The 16,154-nt window shown below is 66.5% G+C and carries 17 protein-coding genes and 1 pseudogene; 8 read left to right on the forward strand and 10 right to left on the reverse strand.

Annotation, left to right across the window (positions count from 1 at the left end; translation table 11 throughout):
• Positions 1 to 46 precede the first annotated feature (46 nt).
• Complete coding sequence (locus ACX9NE_RS18410) at positions 47 to 1,030, reverse strand: alpha/beta fold hydrolase (protein WP_459363957.1); 984 nt, start codon at positions 1,028 to 1,030, stop codon at positions 47 to 49.
• Between the two features lie 16 nt (positions 1,031 to 1,046).
• Entirely contained in the window at positions 1,047 to 2,345 is a 1,299-nt protein-coding gene (locus ACX9NE_RS18415) for a M23 family metallopeptidase (protein ID WP_459363958.1), read from the reverse strand.
• Positions 2,346 to 2,397: 52 nt separating this feature from the next.
• Between ACX9NE_RS18415 and ACX9NE_RS18420 the strand changes: the two genes are divergently transcribed.
• From ACX9NE_RS18420 to ACX9NE_RS18430, 3 genes are all read left to right on the forward strand, one after another.
• Positions 2,398 to 2,802 (forward strand): hypothetical protein, encoded by a 405-nt coding sequence (locus ACX9NE_RS18420; protein WP_459363959.1) that lies wholly within the window; start codon positions 2,398 to 2,400, stop codon positions 2,800 to 2,802.
• Between the two features lie 14 nt (positions 2,803 to 2,816).
• On the forward strand, positions 2,817 to 3,338 hold the full coding sequence (locus ACX9NE_RS18425) for a hypothetical protein (RefSeq protein ID WP_459363960.1): 522 nt from the start codon (positions 2,817 to 2,819) through the stop codon (positions 3,336 to 3,338).
• 131 nt (positions 3,339 to 3,469) lie between these two features.
• Entirely contained in the window at positions 3,470 to 4,483 is a 1,014-nt protein-coding gene (locus ACX9NE_RS18430; RefSeq protein ID WP_459363961.1) for a 5'-methylthioadenosine/S-adenosylhomocysteine nucleosidase family protein, read from the forward strand.
• Positions 4,484 to 4,492: 9 nt separating this feature from the next.
• Here the strand turns inward: ACX9NE_RS18430 and ACX9NE_RS18435 are convergent, their stop codons facing one another.
• Complete coding sequence (locus tag ACX9NE_RS18435; RefSeq protein WP_459363962.1) at positions 4,493 to 5,314, reverse strand: sulfurtransferase; 822 nt, start codon at positions 5,312 to 5,314, stop codon at positions 4,493 to 4,495.
• Positions 5,315 to 5,336: 22 nt separating this feature from the next.
• Between ACX9NE_RS18435 and ACX9NE_RS18440 the strand changes: the two genes are divergently transcribed.
• Positions 5,337 to 5,804, forward strand: coding sequence for a hypothetical protein (locus tag ACX9NE_RS18440; protein ID WP_459363963.1), 468 nt, complete (start codon positions 5,337 to 5,339; stop codon positions 5,802 to 5,804).
• On the opposite strand, the gene ACX9NE_RS18445 is transcribed toward ACX9NE_RS18440, so the two are convergent.
• Both ACX9NE_RS18445 and ACX9NE_RS18450 read right to left on the reverse strand, forming a co-directional pair.
• Positions 5,801 to 6,523 carry a hypothetical protein gene (locus ACX9NE_RS18445; RefSeq protein ID WP_459363964.1) on the reverse strand — a complete coding sequence of 241 codons (723 nt, stop codon included), beginning with the start codon at positions 6,521 to 6,523 and terminating at the stop codon, positions 5,801 to 5,803. The genes ACX9NE_RS18440 and ACX9NE_RS18445 overlap by 4 nt on opposite strands.
• Positions 6,520 to 7,410, reverse strand: coding sequence for an LLM class F420-dependent oxidoreductase (locus ACX9NE_RS18450; protein WP_459363965.1), 891 nt, complete (start codon positions 7,408 to 7,410; stop codon positions 6,520 to 6,522). Before ACX9NE_RS18450 ends, ACX9NE_RS18445 begins: the two co-directional genes overlap by 4 nt.
• 46 nt (positions 7,411 to 7,456) lie before the next feature.
• Between ACX9NE_RS18450 and ACX9NE_RS18455 the strand changes: the two genes are divergently transcribed.
• On the forward strand, positions 7,457 to 7,999 hold the full coding sequence (locus ACX9NE_RS18455) for a TetR/AcrR family transcriptional regulator (RefSeq protein WP_459363966.1): 543 nt from the start codon (positions 7,457 to 7,459) through the stop codon (positions 7,997 to 7,999).
• Positions 7,996 to 9,258: a cytochrome P450 gene (locus tag ACX9NE_RS18460; protein ID WP_459363967.1), complete on the forward strand. Its 1,263-nt coding sequence runs from the start codon at positions 7,996 to 7,998 to the stop codon at positions 9,256 to 9,258. Before ACX9NE_RS18455 ends, ACX9NE_RS18460 begins: the two co-directional genes overlap by 4 nt.
• Here ACX9NE_RS18460 and budA read toward each other — a convergent pair.
• The 5 genes and pseudogenes from budA to ACX9NE_RS18485 all read right to left on the reverse strand — a co-directional run bounded on the left by budA (position 9,255) and on the right by ACX9NE_RS18485 (position 14,843).
• On the reverse strand, positions 9,255 to 10,022 hold the full coding sequence (budA, locus tag ACX9NE_RS18465; protein ID WP_459363968.1) for an acetolactate decarboxylase: 768 nt from the start codon (positions 10,020 to 10,022) through the stop codon (positions 9,255 to 9,257). The two genes, ACX9NE_RS18460 and budA, sit on opposite strands and share 4 nt — an antisense overlap.
• Positions 10,019 to 11,683 (reverse strand): acetolactate synthase AlsS, encoded by a 1,665-nt coding sequence (gene alsS, locus ACX9NE_RS18470; RefSeq protein WP_459363969.1) that lies wholly within the window; start codon positions 11,681 to 11,683, stop codon positions 10,019 to 10,021. Before alsS ends, budA begins: the two co-directional genes overlap by 4 nt.
• A gap of 1 nt (position 11,684) precedes the next feature.
• Positions 11,685 to 12,001, reverse strand: a pseudogene (locus ACX9NE_RS18475) (aromatic-ring hydroxylase C-terminal domain-containing protein).
• A 102-nt stretch (positions 12,002 to 12,103) separates the two neighbouring features.
• Positions 12,104 to 13,699: a Na+/H+ antiporter gene (locus tag ACX9NE_RS18480; RefSeq protein WP_459363970.1), complete on the reverse strand. Its 1,596-nt coding sequence runs from the start codon at positions 13,697 to 13,699 to the stop codon at positions 12,104 to 12,106.
• Positions 13,700 to 13,748: 49 nt separating this feature from the next.
• Positions 13,749 to 14,843: a DUF5685 family protein gene (locus tag ACX9NE_RS18485; protein ID WP_459363971.1), complete on the reverse strand. Its 1,095-nt coding sequence runs from the start codon at positions 14,841 to 14,843 to the stop codon at positions 13,749 to 13,751.
• 151 nt (positions 14,844 to 14,994) lie between these two features.
• Here ACX9NE_RS18485 and ACX9NE_RS18490 point away from each other — a divergent pair, with 151 nt between their 5' ends.
• Positions 14,995 to 15,414, forward strand: coding sequence for a protease inhibitor I42 family protein (locus ACX9NE_RS18490; RefSeq protein ID WP_459363972.1), 420 nt, complete (start codon positions 14,995 to 14,997; stop codon positions 15,412 to 15,414).
• Positions 15,415 to 15,462: 48 nt separating this feature from the next.
• Positions 15,463 to 16,154: mycothiol-dependent nitroreductase Rv2466c family protein (locus ACX9NE_RS18495; protein ID WP_459363973.1), on the forward strand; the 692-nt coding region annotated here is incomplete at its 3' end.

The raw sequence follows: 16,154 nt of genomic DNA on the forward strand, positions 1-16,154 counted from the left end.
GTCATCGAAATCGAACGGAGCGGGTGCGCCTCGCTCCAATGGCTTTTCAAGACTGATCCACCAGAACTGCGCCCTCGGGCCGATCGCCCAGAGTCTGCAGCTGCAACGCAAGGCCGTCGCCCTGGGCCGTCAGGCGCACGATCTGAGCCAGCTCCGCCGGTGCGTCACACTGCAGATAGTGGTCGGCGCCCGGGACCACCCAGTATCGGCTGCGCCCCGGCATGTGGCGCAGATACGTCTGCCAGACATGGTTTGCCACCCGCAGCGGGGCGACGGTGTCGTGCAGGCCCCAGACCAGTGTGGTGTCGAGCTTCAGTTTGGAAATCCCTTCCAGCCAACTCTTTTCATCAGCCGCGCGCTCGTGCAGATACTGAATCGTGTCCGGCAGTACCCGAATTCCGTCATTGAATGCGAAACACTGTGCCAGAGCTGCGATCTCAGGATTATCGAGGGTGCGGCGCGGCATGAAAGTGGTGAACCCGAGGCCAACGGCCAGCAGTTCCGGTGTCGTCTCCGCGGCGGTGGCCCGCCCGGTCTCGTCATTGAGCAGCGCGGTCTGGAATGCGGTGAGGTTGGACAACGGAAGATAGATGTTTCCGTTGGTGATGATGAGATCGGCAGGTAACGAAGACTTTTCGGCAAGCAGACCGATTGCGATCATGCCGACGCTGCAGCCACGGTCGTGAGTGATCATCCGGTAGTCAGTCAGTCTCCACACCTGCGTGATCGCGTGCACGAGCAGACGAGCGTCGTCGTACAACGAGTAGACGTAGGGCTCCGGCGGTTTGTCCGACACGCCGTAGCCGGGGAAGTCCAGTGCGAAGATCTCGAACTCGTCTTTGAGTTCTCGCGCCAAGGGATAGTAGTCGATGCTGGACGTCGGGAACCCGTGGACGCAGACCAGAGCGGGCTTTCCGGGTGTGCCGTACCTCCGCAAGAACACCGAGACCGGCTGCCCGCCGTTGGCTTCGGTGGTTGAACGCCAACTCAATTCGGTACCACCGTTGTTCCACTCGGCGAAGATGTCCACGGCATCGGCCTTTCGGTTAGGTTTGCGGAAAAGTCACGACGGCCAGCAGGAGCGGCAACCGACTGCTCTTGAGTTGAGGGGCCGGGAGCATGTCCGGGCCGAAGTATGAGCCGCTGAGATAGTTGTCGGCGTTCCACACCCGGGCGGCATTGACCTGGCCCTGGTAGCTGAAACCTTCCAGCACATACGGCAGGCCGTCGGCCTCGAACAGCGACGGCCCCCGCATCAGCTGGAAGTGCAGGTGTGGTGCGTTGGAGTTGCCGGTGTTGCCCAGCTTGGCTATCTGCTGGCCCTTCTTGACCCGGTCGCCGGGTTTGACCAGCAGCGAGCCTTGAATCAGGTGCGCATACATGGCGTATGCGCCGTCGCCGATGTCCATGATGATGTGGTTGCCGTCGACGTTGTCCACGGTCAGCTTGGCGGCCAGGACGGGGTCGGAGGCCGGCAGGACACCCGGCACGTTGGCTTCGACGTTGTCGAGGGTGGAGACGATGGTGCCGTCGGCCACTGCGTAGATCGCAGATCCGTAGTCGATGAAGCTCTCGTTCTTGGTCTGGTCGCCGGCGTAGAAGTTGCCCTGGTCGTTCATGCGCATCCAGTCGATCGCGAAGCGCTGGCTGTTGTTGAGCTTCATGTTCAGCGGAAGGATCGCATCACGGTGCGCCCACCCGGGGTCGCAGCAGCCGTTAAAGGCCACCCAGTTGTTGCCGCGCAGCGGCGCCGCGATGACGCGCGGCGTGCCGGCCGAGATGTTGAACGGCGCGCCCAGGGTGTCGAAGGGACCCGGCTCTTTCGACGCCGGGTTGGCCACACCGTTGCCGTGGAAACGGAGCATGACCGCTTTAGGGAGGTCGGAAAGGCTGTCTTGGCGGAAGTCGATGAGCAACGAGCGCGAGGTCGCCGGGGCGATGGTGAAGTCCGGCGCAGGCGCGGCGGGAAGCACCCGCAGCCGATTGCAGTTGCCGTAGTTGCACGCGGGATCGACGAGCTGATTGCCGGAGAACGAGGCCAGCACCTTCTTGGGGTCCTGTCCGTCGACCACGTCGACAACAGTCAGCGTGGCGGGCTCTGTGCTGGAGTTGGTGACCTGCATGTCGAACGCCAGGTGATATTTGTCGTCGTCGCCAGGGAAGGGGAAGGTCGGCCGGCTGATCGCGGCGACCGTCAACGGCGTGAACGCGTCGGGGACGGTGATGCCCGCGAGCGGATCTGCTGGGGCGGGGGTGCTGGTCGCGGCCGGTTGCTTGGGCGCCGCGTTGCACGCCGCAAGGACGAGTACGAATCCGAGGACCGCCGCCCTGCGTCGCTTCGCCATCGGGTGAGCATAGTATTCCCGCCCGGCACAACGGCTGCTTACCATGCTGGGCATGTTCAACACGCGGGTCATCGGGCTTGCCGAGTATCGGATCAGGGCCGACGAACCCGGCGTGATCACCGCCCGCTACCTGACGGCGGGTTCCCGATCGATCGGCTCCGGACGGGCCGGCGGTAAGCCGTCCGGTGGCTCCGACGCCTTCATCGGCCATTACCGCGTTCAATACTTCGACGCCGCAGGGAGATTGACCGGCGACCTGGATCTGCAGATCCAGCGCGCAGGAGAGCCGTATCGACTCACGTGGCGGCACCGCCGGGAGAATCCGCGCCTTCCGGTGGCAGTCGGCGAGGTGGTCTACGAAGGCATCGGTTTTCTGACCAGTGAGACCGCGATGGCCATCGCGTACTGGATGGCGGAGAAACCGACGTCCGCGATCGAGCTTCGGCCGCTGTTGTAGATCAGGAGGTGCAGGTGAAACGCGTACTGCCATTCGTCGCTCTTCTCTTGGTGCTGACCGGTTGCGGCAATGCCTCGTCGCCGCGATTGTGGGGCGCATTCACCGAACGGGGATTGAGCAACATCCCGATGAAACCCGGGCCGAACGTGCGGATGTTCACCGACGTGAATCTGGACGCGCACGGGTACATCAAGTACGACAAGGCAACCGGTCACTTCACTCTCGAACCGGGCACCTACCGCGTCGACGGTTGGTCCTTGACAACGTTCGGGTTCAGCCCGGCGCCGCAGCCGGCCGGGTACTCGGCGCCCGGCAACGCATTCGTGTTCAACGTCGACAAGAACGCGGTGGAGATCCTGGCTTCCGTGCAGGATCCGCTGTATTCCTCGCCGAGCATCATCGACGGTGTCCTCAAGGTGGAGCGGACGACGCGGTACTACTTCGGGCACCAGAACGGCGACAGGGTCGATGGGATCAGCCTCGAAACGGCTTCCGCGGATAAACCTTTCGCGCAACTGGTGATCGAGCGGCTGTGACGAGTGAAGTCGCAATCGCGTCACGGCCTGAAATCGGTACTCAAAAAGAACGGTAACGAATCTCCAACTCTCGGCCGCGTCGCGCGAAAATCATTCGTTGATCGCTTTCGTCGCGCCCGCGAGATAGGGGGATGGTGGTCAAACGGTTCCGCGCTGCTCTGGTCGTGGCGGTTGCCTTCTGTGTGGGAGGCGGTCTGGCGACGGCAGACCCCGGCGGGTTTGCGAGCGTGGTGACCCCTGGTTGTGAGCAACGGACGCTGGTGTTGTCCGCGTTTCCGGCCGAGTCCGACGCGGTGCTGGCCCACACTTTGCTAGAGCCCAACCCCGTGGGGGTATATGACAGGCAGTACTACTACCGAGGTTCGATCGCCGGCAAGAAGGTGTTGGTGGCGATGACCCGTATCGGCTTGGTAAACGCGACTGCGGTCACCGAGGCTGCGTTGAATCGCTTCAGCTGCGCCTCAGGCACTTCGATTGGCGCAGTGCTATTTTCAGGTGTCGCCGGCGGAGCCGGCCGGACCAGCATCGGCGACGTAGCGGTGCCGGCCCAGTGGACGCTTGACAACGGGGCCACCTTCCAGCCGGTCGATTCCGGCATGCTGGCGGTGGCACAGACGCTGAGCGTCCAGCTCAGCAGCGTCAACAATCTGGGCAACCCGATCTGCCTGTGCCGCCACGTCCCTACCGTCAAGCTGAACGATCTGGGGCGCCAGCCGCAACTGTTCGTCGGCGGCAACGGGTACAGTCACGACTCCAACAACGGCCAGGCTTTCCCGTGTGTCCCCAACTCCGGCGACGTGTTCGGCTGCCAACCTTGCAGCCCACCCGGGCGGTCGTTGTTGTACACCGGCAACTTTTTTCAGGCGATCGGGCCGTTTATCGCCAAGGGACTGCTCAGCAACCTCAACATCCAGACGGGCGAGAACCCGGGCTACGACGCGGTGGACCAGGAGACGGCCGCATCGCTGGCCGTCGCGACCGCGCACGGGGTGCCGTTCCTGGGTATCCGTGGGATCTCAGACGGTCCGGGCGACCCGTTGGGCCTGCCCGGCTTTCCGTTTCAGTTCTTCTTCTACAAGCAGATTGCGGCGGAGAACGCGGCGCGTGTGGTGGAGGCGTTCATGGCGAGTTGGGCGGGTCCGTGAGACCGCCGACTACTCCTGGCCGCGGGCGACCGGTCGCGACGGATCCGAACACCACTCCGACCACGAGCCCGGGTACAACGCCGCCGGCCGACCCGCGGCCGCGAACGCAGCGACCACCACGGCGGCGGTCACACCCGATCCGCAATAGGTGCCGACGTCGCCCTGGGGCAACCGGTGATCATCCACCAGGAACGTCCCGTCGCCGTTCAACAGTGTCCCGAACGGCAGGTTCTTGGCGCCCGGAATGTGCCCGGCGACCGGGTCGAGGGGCTCGACCTCACCGCGGTAGCGCTCGGGTGCACGGGCATCGAACAACGTCAGGCTGCCGGTCTGCTCTGCGGTCAGCGTCGGTTGTGCGCCCGCATACAAATCGTCATGCCGCACGGTCACATTCCCGGGCTGCGGATCCACCGCGCCGGCCTGCAGCTCACCGCCCGAGGCGCGCCACGCCGCCAGCCCGCCGTCCAGAATGCGCACGTTAGGCAACCCTGCGGCGGTCAACACCCACCATGCCCGCGCCGAACCGGCCCGATTCCAGTCGTCGTACACCACGACCTGGTCGTCGCGGCGAACTCCCCAGCGCTGCAACGCTTCCCGCAGGCTGCCTCCCGTGGGCAGCGGATGGCGGCCCCGCCCGGTCACCGTGTGATCGCTGAGGTCGTCCTCCAGCGACACATACACCGCGCCGGGGATGTGGCCGTCCAGGTAGGCCCTGCGGCCGTCGGGAGTGTCGAGTTGCCAGCGCACGTCGAGGATGGCCACCGGGTCGCCGAAACCGAGGAGGTCGGCGAGCTGGGCGGCGGTGATCAGAACGTGGTCGCGCGCAGTCACCGCTTCACCCTATCCTCGACAGATGGCGCGAAGGTTGCTCCCGTACTGCCCCGCGGGTGCGCTGGTCGTCGCCCTGGTGACAGCACCGTGTGCTGCGGCGGTGCCCAACACGAGGTGCGCGCTTGCCACGCCGGTTCAGGAAGTGCAGCACTTCTCCCAGCTGCCGCCCGAGTTACGCAACCTGTTGCCGCCCGTCGCCGACGCCGGTGCACCCTTCAACAGCACTGATTCGGTCAACGACCCCACACTGCCGTTCCGGCGACTGATCCGTGCCGGCAATCGTGGCAGCGACTGGTTCGTGTGGTATGAGCACGGCGGCATCGGCTATTTCTGGCAGGCCGTGGTCGCCCGCGTGGTCTCCGGTAGCCGGCCCACCGTATTGGCGGATGCGGGAACGATTTCCGACACACTGTGTACGTTCACCGACGGCGTCTACGCGGGCAGGGTGCCGCCCTACCCGCAAGGTACCTGGGAGGCCGCTGACCTCTAGTCCGGCCAGGCCTCCCAGCCGATCATGCTTCGCAGCGGCCCGGCGAACACCGGACGCACGTCTCCCGACCGCCACCGTTCCTCGACCACGGGCGCCAACGCCGCGCTCACGGCCAGTGGCTCGTCGTCCAGATAGACCACGGTGACGTAGTGCGGCTCGGTGCGCCACCCACGCGGCGCCGGCGTGGCAACTGAGCCGAACGTCCACGCCCCGGCCGTGCCGGGACGGGCGAGCAGCGCCGGATAGTGCTCGGCCCGCTGCCACTGCAGCCAGCGGTCGGGCCGCTCGCCGGTGGGCTCCTCGACGATCAGCAGCACCCCGCGGTGTGGGCGGAACGGCACCACGTCGGCCGACACCAGCACCTGAGGCGCCGAATCCCATTGCAGCAGGAACAGTCCGGAGATCTGTAGCAGCGGCCGCATGGCCGGCATGCGTCCGTTCTCCCGCAGCACGCGGCCGAGTTCGACGAAGTCGTGCAGCGTGTCCGCGACCGGTTCGCCGACGAGATAGTGTACGACGTTGCAGATGTCGCCCAGCGGCCCGTGTGCCGCGAGGCGGTGCGCGGGGTAGTCGCCGTCGGCGATCCAGCGCAGCCCGTGCACGATGCCCGGCAGCTGGTACTGCTCGGGCATGTGGTCCAGCAGATGCCAGCGCAGGTATCCGTCGTCGGCCGGCGCCGCGGCGGTGAAGCTGAAAACCCCTGCCCGCACGCGGTTCATCCGTTGCTCAGCTCCGCGAGGGCCTGCAGGTTCTCCAGGTAGTGCTGCAATGAGCGGTGCCGGAAGCCGGCGCTGACGATGGTGGCGCCGTGCGCGACGGTCTCGGCGATCAGTTCCCGCGTCTGATCGGGTTCCCCGAGCGGATCCAGCCGGTGTGCCGGCCCCAGCACCACCTCGAATCCGGGGGCGATATCGAAGCGGCCCAGCCATTCTCGCGCCTGCGGGAGGCTCACGTTGAACGGCGCCCAGCCGTCGGCCAGGGTGACCGCCCGTCGCAACGACCGCAGCGAGCGCCCCCCGATCCACAGTGGTACGCGCGGCTGCACCGCGCACGGGTCCACGACCATACCGCCGAACGTGTAGAACTCACCGTGGTAGGCGGGCTCGGCGACCGACAATGCCGCGCGCAGCGCGCGCAACGCATCGTCGCCGCGCGCCCCGCGATCCTCGAATGGAGCACCGATCAGCTCGAACTCCTCTTTGAGAGAACCGACTCCCACGCCCAGGATGAGCCGGCCGTTGCTGACCTTGTCCAGCGTGCCGTAGCGCTTGGCGATCTCCAATGGGTGGTGATAGCCGAGCACCAAGACGTTGGTGGCCAACCGGATTCGCTGGGTGCGGGCCGCCAGATAGCCGAAAGTGGCCAGCGGATCCCAGTACCGCGTGCCGCGTCGGGCCCGCTCCTTGGCGGACACCGCGATGTGTTCGCTGCAGGTCAGATGGTGGTAACCGAGGCGATCCGCCGTTTCGGCGACCTGCGCGAGGTCCTCGATCGACGCGTCGATCTCCCACTCGGCACTCATCCCGGGAAGCATCGTGACCACGGGTGTGGCTATTGACAACTTCGGAGACAACTTCGGAGACAACTTTGCGGCCGCGGCACTCATCGCGCTAGATTCTAACAGTGCTCGAATCGATTCGAACATGACTCGAATGACCGCGCGACGCGCCTACGGCGGGCTCGACCGGGAGCAGGTGGTGACGTCCCTGCACACGCTGGCGCGCCGTGTCGGGGTGCAACAGGTGACGATGCGCGAACTCGCCGCCGAGCTAGGCGCCGCGGTGCCGTCGGTCTATTACCACGTACCCGGGAAACAGGCCGCGCTGGATCTGCTCGCGGAGTCGGTGCTGGCCGACATCCCGGTCCCGCAGACCGGTCCGTGGGACGTGCGGCTTGCCGAGTTGTACTGTGGCGCCCGTGAGGTGATGCTCGGGGTACCCGGAGTGGCCGGCATCCTGCAGACTCGCGGCGGCGGCGAGCGGGCCCGCCGGCTGGACCGGCTCAGCCGAGCGCTGCTGGCCGAGTCTGGCGTGCCCAAAGCCGTTGTCGCCGCGGCGCACAGCGTGCTGTACACCTACCTACTAGGGTCGGTCAGTCTGGACGAGGTCCGGGGCAAGCCTCAGTCCATCAAGCGATTCCGTGCCGGCCTCGACGTGATCATCGCCGGTGTCAAGACTTCCGGAGGGCAGTCATGACCGTTCCGAAGCTGGGGTCGCTGGTGGTCGAAAACCAGGACACACAAGCCGACCGCGATGCCGCGGCAGTGCTGAACCCCGACACCTTCGTCGCCGGTGCCCCGTTCGGCGCGATGGCCCGCTTGCGCGCGGACGCGCCGGTTCATCCGGTGCAGATGTCCGGACTGCCCCAAGCGTGGCTGCTGACCAGGCACGCGGACATCCGTCTGGTCAGCCGCGACACCAACACGTTCACCAGCAGCAGGGGCAACACCCTGGTCGAGGTGGAGGCCGCGCCGACCTCGGCGATGCTGCCGGGCATCGACCCGCCGCGGCACGTGCACTACCGCAAGCTGATCAACCAGGGCTTCACAGCCCGCAACGTGCTGCGCTTGGAGCCGCACATGCGGCAGGTCGCCCGCAACATCGTCGACGACATCAAAGCCAAGGGCGAGTTCGATGCGGTGCCCGACATCTCCGCGGAGATGTCGCTGCAGGTGATCGCTGACGTGCTCGGGGTGCCCGCCGAGGACCGCATGGAGGTGTTCCGGTGGAGCAACGCGATCGGCACGCTCGGCATCGAAGACCCCGACTACGCCCCCACCCCGGAGGCGCTCGGGCAGGCAGCCGCGGAGATGTTCCGCTACTGTGGCCAACTCGTCAAACACCGGCGCACGCAAGGCCTCACCGACGACATCCTCTCGGCTCTTCTGGCCGCCGAGGTCGACGGCGAAAAGCTCAACCGCGACCAGCTCAACGAATTTTTCCTGCTGCTGGCCATCGCGGGAAACGAGACCACCCGAAACACTCTGAGCCACGGCATCTTGGCGCTGTCCCAGCACCCCGAACAGCAGGCGCTGCTGGCGCGCAACCCCGACGCGGTCAAACCGGCGGTGGAGGAACTGCTGCGCTGGGCCACACCGGTCATGCACTTCCGGCGTACCGTCACCCGGGACGTCGAGATCCGCGGACAGCGCATTCCCGCCGGTGACTGGGTGCTGATGCATTACCTGTCGGCCAACCGGGACGAGGACGTGTTCGACCGGCCCGGTGAATTCGACGTCACCCGCGTCGTCTCCGGTTCAGGGGCCGGGCACGCGGCGTTCGGTGGCGGCGGCGTGCATTTCTGCCTCGGCGCGCAACTCGCCCGCCTGGAGTTGCGGGTGATGCTCGAAGAGCTTTACCCGAACGTGCCCGGCTTGACGGTCACCGGCGAACCGGACCGGTTGCGGTCGTCGTTTTTCCATGGGATCAAGCGACTTCCGTGTAGTACGGACTAGTCTCCCTCGGTCTTCGCGATCTGTTCACCCATATCATCGGCGGACAACCGCGCCTGCAGGAATGCCCCCGAAGTGGGCAGGCTCAGGTGTAGTTGCGAGGCCCCGCTGACGGCGGCGTCGCCGCGCCGCAGGGTGAAGTCCAGGACGTGACCGCCGGCGGCGCGCTCGTCGTCGAGGAAGTGCAGGTGATAACCCGCGACGGAAATGCCTTGTTCGAAGTCGGGTGTGCGGAACCCGACCAAGGTGCCCGACACGTCGCTGAACCGGGTCTCGGCCTGTCCTTCGGTCGCCCGGGTCAACGGGGGATAGGGCTGTTCCTGCTCCATTACGGTGCGGGTGTGTAGCTCCGCGAAGTCACCGGTGACCCGGATGGCGTAGATGAGATTGCTGCTGACGATCCGCTGGTCGATGGCAGCGATTACCCCGGCGCGGTCGGTACGTTCCACGATCGCGATCTGAAAGTCGCGGCGGAAATGGGTGACCGCTGCGAAGGGGGTGCGGTCGGTCGGTGCTGCTCGCGTTGCGGTGCCGTCGGAGCGCAGGCGGTAGCAGACGCCGTCAAGGATCACCATCTCGCCGTCGAGGTGATTGAAGGTGCCCAGGCCGAAGTCGCCGTGCTCGAGGATGTCGGCGACGGTGGCGTCACCGTCGTACACGCCGTCCAGCAGTGCGCTGATGGTGGAGAACTGGTACACCTCGGCGTCGCGTTGGTGTGTGAGAAGCGCTGTCGCCCAACGCCGGAATTGTTCTCGCGCGCCGGTCATTCGAAGCTGTCGTCGTGGAGGTGCGCGGCGAGGTCGACGTTGTGGCTGTAGTCCACCGGCACGTCTATCAATGACGGTCCGGGCTCGCTCAACGCCTGGCGCAGGACGGAGCTGAATTCGTCGAGAGTGCTGGCCCGATAGCCGCGCGCGCCGAATGCCCTGGCGTAGCAGACGACGTCGTACTCCCCCAGCTGTACACCGGATCTGCGGCCGTATTTGAGCTCCTCTTGGAAGCCGACCATGTCGTAGCTGTTGTCGCGGAAGATGATGTGGGTAAAGGTCAAACCCAACCTGGTGGCGGTCTCCAGCTCCTGGGCGGAGAACAGGAACCCGCCGTCGCCCGATATCGACACCACCGGAGTGCCCGGGCGCGCCAGGCAGGCGGCCATCGCCCAGGGCAGGGCGACGCCGAGTGTCTGTTGACCGTTCGAGAAGAGCAGCCGACGCGGCTCGTATACCCGGAAGTGCCGCGCCATGTAGATGTACACCGACCCGATGTCGCAGGCGATGGTGGCGGTGTCGTCGAGTTCCTCGCGCAACCGCAACACCACAGCGACCGGGTTGAGACCGGGGCCAGGTGGAGCCTGAGCGCTTGCGTGAGAGTCGATCTCTGCCAGAGCTTTTCGCTGCGCATTAATCTCGTCTTGGTACCCGGTCGTCAGCGTAATACCGGTCAGGGCGTCGGTCAGCTCGGTGAGTGTCGCCGCGCTGTCGCCGCGCAGTTCCACGGTCGGCTGGTAGTGGTTGTCCACGTCGGCGGGGACGGAGTCGATATGGATGACGGTGCGCCGGACGTTGTCGTTCCACAGCACCGGGTCGTATTCCACTGCGTCATAACCGATCGCGACAATGACGTCGGCGTGCGCCACGATAACGTCGCCGGGCTGGTTGCGGAACAATCCCACCCGGCCCAGAAAGGAGTCTTCCAGTTCGCGGGAGATCACACCGGCGGCTTGAAAGGTCTCGACGACGGGCAAACCGGTTGCGGCCACGAGGTTTCGCAGCGCCGTGCAGGTCTGTGGGTCGGCACCGCGGATACCGACCAGTAAGGCGGGGCGGTGCGCGTGGCGAATCAACTCGGCCGCGTGCGCGATCAGGCGCGCGGGTGCGGCCGCCAGCGGCGGAATCGGCAGCGCGGCGGTGATGCCCGCGGTGGTCGGGGCGGCCAATACGTCTGCGGGCAGCACGACCGCTGCGGCGCCGCACGGCTCGGTTCTTGCCGCGCGGAACGCCGCCACAGTGGCTTCGGCGGCATTGTCGGGATGGTCGATCTCGCCGGTGAACTTGGTGACGGTCCGCAGCATCGCCGCGGCGTCCATCGACTGGTGGGTGCGCTTGAGCCGGTCCTCACGCTGCACCGCACCGCACAGCGCGACCACTGGATCCTGCTCGGTATTGGCGGTGAGCAGGCCGGTGGCCAGATTCGTGGTGCCCGGCCCGGAGGTCACCACGACCACACCGGGGACACCGGTGAGGCGGCCGACCGCGGCGGCCATGAACGCGGCGTTCTGTTCGTGCCGGCAGACCACCACCTCGGGCCCGCCGTCGAGTAGGGCGTCGTAGACGGCGTCGATCTTGGCGCCCGGCACACCGAATACGTACTGCACGCCTTGCGCGGAAAGCACGTCGACGATTTTCTGCGCGCTGCGCACGGCGGTCACGTCAAGGACGGTACCCGAACCAGCGACGCAGCGCCGCGTGCAGCGCGTCACTGGATCCGAATTCGTCCGTGGCCCAAGCGATGTAACCGTCCGGCCGGATTAGCATCGCAGCGGCGGGCGGGTCGGTCAGTTTGCGTGCACCATGTCGACACGGTGGTGCCATTACGCGGGCCGCCTGCGCAGCCCGAACCCGCCGACGTCGAGCAATACCGGACGTGCCTCGTGCAGCAGTTCGGCGACGCGCCGCCCGTCGTCCAGCGTCAGGTCGGGGACCAGCCGGCCCGACAGCGGATGTTCACCCCCGACGTGATAGTGCACGTCGGACCCGGCCAACAGGGCGGCTCGCCGGCCAGCATCAGGCCGTGGGCCCGGCGCCGGAGATCACCACGCGGGTGTGTTCGTCAGCCATGTCGGATACCTCTATTCCACGTCCGCGGGGCCGAGCAGCCGCACCTCTTCCAGGTCCATGGTCTGCTGGATCTCCCGCAGCACGATGTCGTCAATGCGCCGCTGATCCCGGAGCTCGGTGATCGCCTGTCGCTTGCGTTCGAGGACCCGAAGGTGCACCTCGCGGATCTTGTCCCGGGCCTCGGCGAGGTGGTTGCTGCCGTCGGAGTCGTCACCGTCGGCTTCCGCCAGGCGGGCCTTCTCCTCGTATTCCTTCTGCAGTCGAGCCATCAGCTTGGGGCCGACCCCGACTTCGGCGGCGACCTCGGGCAGTGCCTGCAGCGCGACTTCGGCGCCGCGGGTGCGGGCCAGTTGCACCTCCTCGGCGTGGGCGACGTCTTCGGGCAGTCGTGCCCATCGGACGACGATGGGCAGCGTGCTGCCCTGGACCAGGACGGTCACCAGAATCACCACGGACACCACGAAGATGATCATGCTGCGGTCCGGGAAGGGGGCGCCGCTGTGCGTCTCCAGTGGGACCGCCAACGCCGCGGCCAGCGAGACCGCGCCGCGGAACCCGGCCCAGCAGGTCACGCTGCGTTGGCGGAAGGGGACGTGGCGGGTGGGCCGGTGGGTGGTTCGGTCGATGGCCAGACCCAGCACGGTGGTGAGTTCCACCCACGCGAATCGGGTCGCGACCACTACGCCCGTCACGGCCAGAGCCAGGTAGGTGGCATGCCGAATTCCGCCCGCTACGTTGGCGATTCCGTGCATCGCGTTGGGTATCTGGACGCCGACGAACACCCACAGCGAGCCATTGAGCAGGAATGTCGTGATGTCCCAGAACGCGAAGGACTGCAATCGCGAGCGGGCCCGGATGACGCGGGGGCCGACATAGGTGAGCATCAGGGCGGACACCAGCACCGCGACCACGCCGCTGCAATGGGTTGACTCGGCGAGCAGGAACGCCGCGAACGGCGTCAGCAGGCTGAGCGCACCTTCTTCCAGCGGCGCGTCGATACGGCGGCGCAACAGGGTCACCAAGCCACCGACGATCAGCCCGGCGAGGATGCCGCCCAGGTAGGAATAGACGAACCGCAGGGTGAGGGCCAGTGGTCCGACTTCGCTGCCGCCGACCGCGACCGACACGGTGACGCCGAACAGCACCAGCGCGGTGCCGTCATTGATGAGGCTCTCGCCGCGCAGCACGGTCAGTGACCGTCGGGGCAACTTTTTCGCCAGGCCGGCGACCGCGGCGGCGTCAGTGGGTGAGAGGACTGCACCCAGCACCGCGGCCGCGTGGGATTCCATGCCCATTGCCCGGGCCGTCCAGGACACCGCGAAGGCCGTCGCGATGACCAGGCCGATGCTGGTCATCACGATGACCCCTATGTTGGCTTTGATCTCGCGGAAGCTGGTATTCAGGCTCTCCCAGTACAGGATCGCCGGCAGAAACAGCAGTAGTACCAGCTCGCCTTCGATGTGGACGTGGGCGAACCGCGGGATGAGGCCGAGCAGGGTGCCGAGGAAGATGAGCAGCACCGGGGGACCGACGCGGAAGCGGCGCCCCAGGAGCGTGCCCAGGACCACGGTGGTAACGAGCGCAACGATGAGGACAAGCGCGAACACCTGTCCCATCCTTGCGTAGGGTCAAGCGTTCGGCGCGGCGGCTGGTGTCTCAGTTGCAGTCGCAGCAGTCCCCGCAGTCGCAGCAGCAGCCGTCGCCCTCGCAGCAGGTGTCGCAACAGCAGTCGCATTCACACTCGCAGCAGCAGGCGTCGGTGCAGGTGTCCCAGCAGGTCTGTTTACGCTGCGGCTCCGGCGGTAGCTGACCGGGCGGGATCTCGCCGGGCACCCCGGGGTAGCCGCCGAAATTGATGCCGTCCTGCTGTCCGTGCGGCGTGCCGGAGGGTTGATTGGGGTAGTTGTTGAAGGTGCGCGAGACGGAGCGCCTCAGCTCTTTGGTCAACAGCCTTGTGGGCAGCCGCCCGTCGGTGAAGTCGACGTCGGCGAGCGCCAGCTGGATACCGAGCACCGCATCGTCGCACCGGGTGCGCACTTGGCTGACGGGTGTTCCGGTGGCGGCCAACGGATTCCACTTCCCGTGCGCGACATCGTCGCGGTAGTCTTCGACAGCGTCGAGCAGGTGCGCGACCCGGCCGAACAGCTGGCCGATCTCACGCAGCGGCGCCTGATTGGCGGGGCGCCCGGCAAGTACGGCGGTGTGCGCGAACGCGGCGGCGACGGCGGTCTCGGTGGGTTCGGTGACGGCGAGCAGCGAGTCGCCCGGGCCCGCTGATGCTTCCACCTCGGTCTGGCGGTCCATCGCGGCAACCAGCACGCCGGCGTCGAAACCCAGTGCGTGTCCGGTGTCGGTGCCGCGGCGCACCCAGCGTTCGGCGAGGCGTCGCGCGGTGGGACGCACGGCCGCTACCCCGACGAGGCCGTCGCGATCGTCGACATGGTCGCGGACCTTGGCGGCGGCCAGCGCCAACGACACCACCGCGGCCAGTCGTACGCATTCGCCGATCGCCACATCGGCGCGCTTCATGCCGCGCAGCGGGCACGGGCCGGCGGTGCGGCGCGTCGGCTGTGCGTCCGTTTGCGCTTCGACCAACAGCGACACGATCAGGCCGTCATAGTTGGTCGCGATTCGCGCTGCTTGGCCGTAATCGTCGCGCAACGTCAGACACAGGCCGCACAACTGGGCGCGCCACGCCGCGGTGAGTTCGCTGCCGAGCCGGTGACGGCAGGGCCGAATGATGCCAAACACGCCAGTAAGTTACAGGACAGTTTGCTGGCGCGGGTGTATATGGGCCGGATTCCGCGGGTGCGCACAGGGCGGGATATAGAAGGTAATTCTGCTGTCAGCGCGCACGCAAGCCGTCAGCGCACACTGGCTTGGCGCGGGCTATTGTGCACTGATGAAGGTCAAGACGCTGGCCGTCCTTGCTGCGTTCGTCATGCTTGTGGGGTGTTCGAGCCCGAGCAAGGCGGCGACTAAAACCATCGAAGTTTCCATGGACGAGGTGCTGAGTCAGAGCACAATCACCCGCGACGTCACCCTCGCGGTCGGCGACACGCTGCAGTTGTCGCTGGGCTCCAATCACAGCACCCCGTTCCGATGGACCGCCGATCCGAAGGTGGCTGATCCCACGCTGCTCAAACAAACCAGCCATGAGTACGTGCGGGCGAACACCGACCGGATGGGAGCGCCCGGTACCGAGGTCTGGCGATTCACGGCGCTGAAGGCCGGGAAAACCACAATCGTCGCCGGTTACGGCAGCGTGGTGGGCGATGCCGCGCCAACGTGCACATTCACCGCGAATGTCACGGTGCAGTAGCGCCGCGCCGGCCGGGATCGTTCATTGTTCCCAGAGAGGAGTCCCGCGATGACGACGGTGGACTTTCATTTCGATCCGATGTGTCCTTTCGCCTACCAGACGTCGGTGTGGATCCGCGACGTCCGCGAACAGGTCGGCATCGCGATCAACTGGCGGTTCTTCAGTCTGGAGGAGATCAACCGCGTCGAAGGCAAGAAGCACCCGTGGGAACGCGACTGGTCCTACGGCTGGTCGCTGATGCGGATCGGGGCTCTGTTGCGACGCACCGATATGGCGCTGCTCGACCGCTGGTACGCCGCCATCGGCCACGAACTGCACGACCTGGGCGGCAAGCCGCACGACCCCGTTGTCGCCCGGCGTCTTCTTGTCGAGATCGGTTGTGCTGCTGACGTGCTCGACGCCGCGCTGGCGGATCCCACGACCCATGACGAGGTTCGCGCCGAACACCAGCGCGTCGTCGACGCCAGCGGATACGGTGTTCCCACACTGTTTTTCGCCGGCGGGCAGTGTCTGTTCGGGCCGGTGTTGGTGGATCCGCCGGCGGGACCGGACGCGTTGAAGCTGTGGAACGTTGTCACGGGGATGGCCGAGCTGCCGCATGTCTACGAGTTGCAGCGCCCCAAGACGCCGGCAGACGCTGAGCTCATCGGCCGCAGTCTGCGGCCGTACTTGGACGGGCGCGACTGGGTGAGCATCAACCGGGGTGAGGTGGTCGACGTCGACCGGCTAGCGGGACGGAG

This window comes from Mycobacterium sp. ML4, from assembly GCF_054515735.1.

What these genes read in the sequence shown, in the direction of transcription:
- budA (WP_459363968.1), bottom strand. Translation starts at nt 10,022, where the DNA reads ATGACCGGCGCGCGAGAACAATTCCGGCGTTGGGCGACAGCGCTTCTC.
- ACX9NE_RS18450 (WP_459363965.1), bottom strand. Translation starts at nt 7,410, where the DNA reads ATGAGTGCCGCGGCCGCAAAGTTGTCTCCGAAGTTGTCTCCGAAGTTG.
- ACX9NE_RS18490 (WP_459363972.1), top strand. Translation starts at nt 14,995, where the DNA reads ATGAAGGTCAAGACGCTGGCCGTCCTTGCTGCGTTCGTCATGCTTGTG.
- ACX9NE_RS18445 (WP_459363964.1), bottom strand. Translation starts at nt 6,523, where the DNA reads ATGAACCGCGTGCGGGCAGGGGTTTTCAGCTTCACCGCCGCGGCGCCG.
- ACX9NE_RS18455 (WP_459363966.1), top strand. Translation starts at nt 7,457, where the DNA reads ATGACCGCGCGACGCGCCTACGGCGGGCTCGACCGGGAGCAGGTGGTG.
- ACX9NE_RS18460 (WP_459363967.1), top strand. Translation starts at nt 7,996, where the DNA reads ATGACCGTTCCGAAGCTGGGGTCGCTGGTGGTCGAAAACCAGGACACA.
- ACX9NE_RS18420 (WP_459363959.1), top strand. Translation starts at nt 2,398, where the DNA reads ATGTTCAACACGCGGGTCATCGGGCTTGCCGAGTATCGGATCAGGGCC.
- ACX9NE_RS18415 (WP_459363958.1), bottom strand. Translation starts at nt 2,345, where the DNA reads ATGGCGAAGCGACGCAGGGCGGCGGTCCTCGGATTCGTACTCGTCCTT.
- ACX9NE_RS18440 (WP_459363963.1), top strand. Translation starts at nt 5,337, where the DNA reads ATGGCGCGAAGGTTGCTCCCGTACTGCCCCGCGGGTGCGCTGGTCGTC.
- ACX9NE_RS18430 (WP_459363961.1), top strand. Translation starts at nt 3,470, where the DNA reads ATGGTGGTCAAACGGTTCCGCGCTGCTCTGGTCGTGGCGGTTGCCTTC.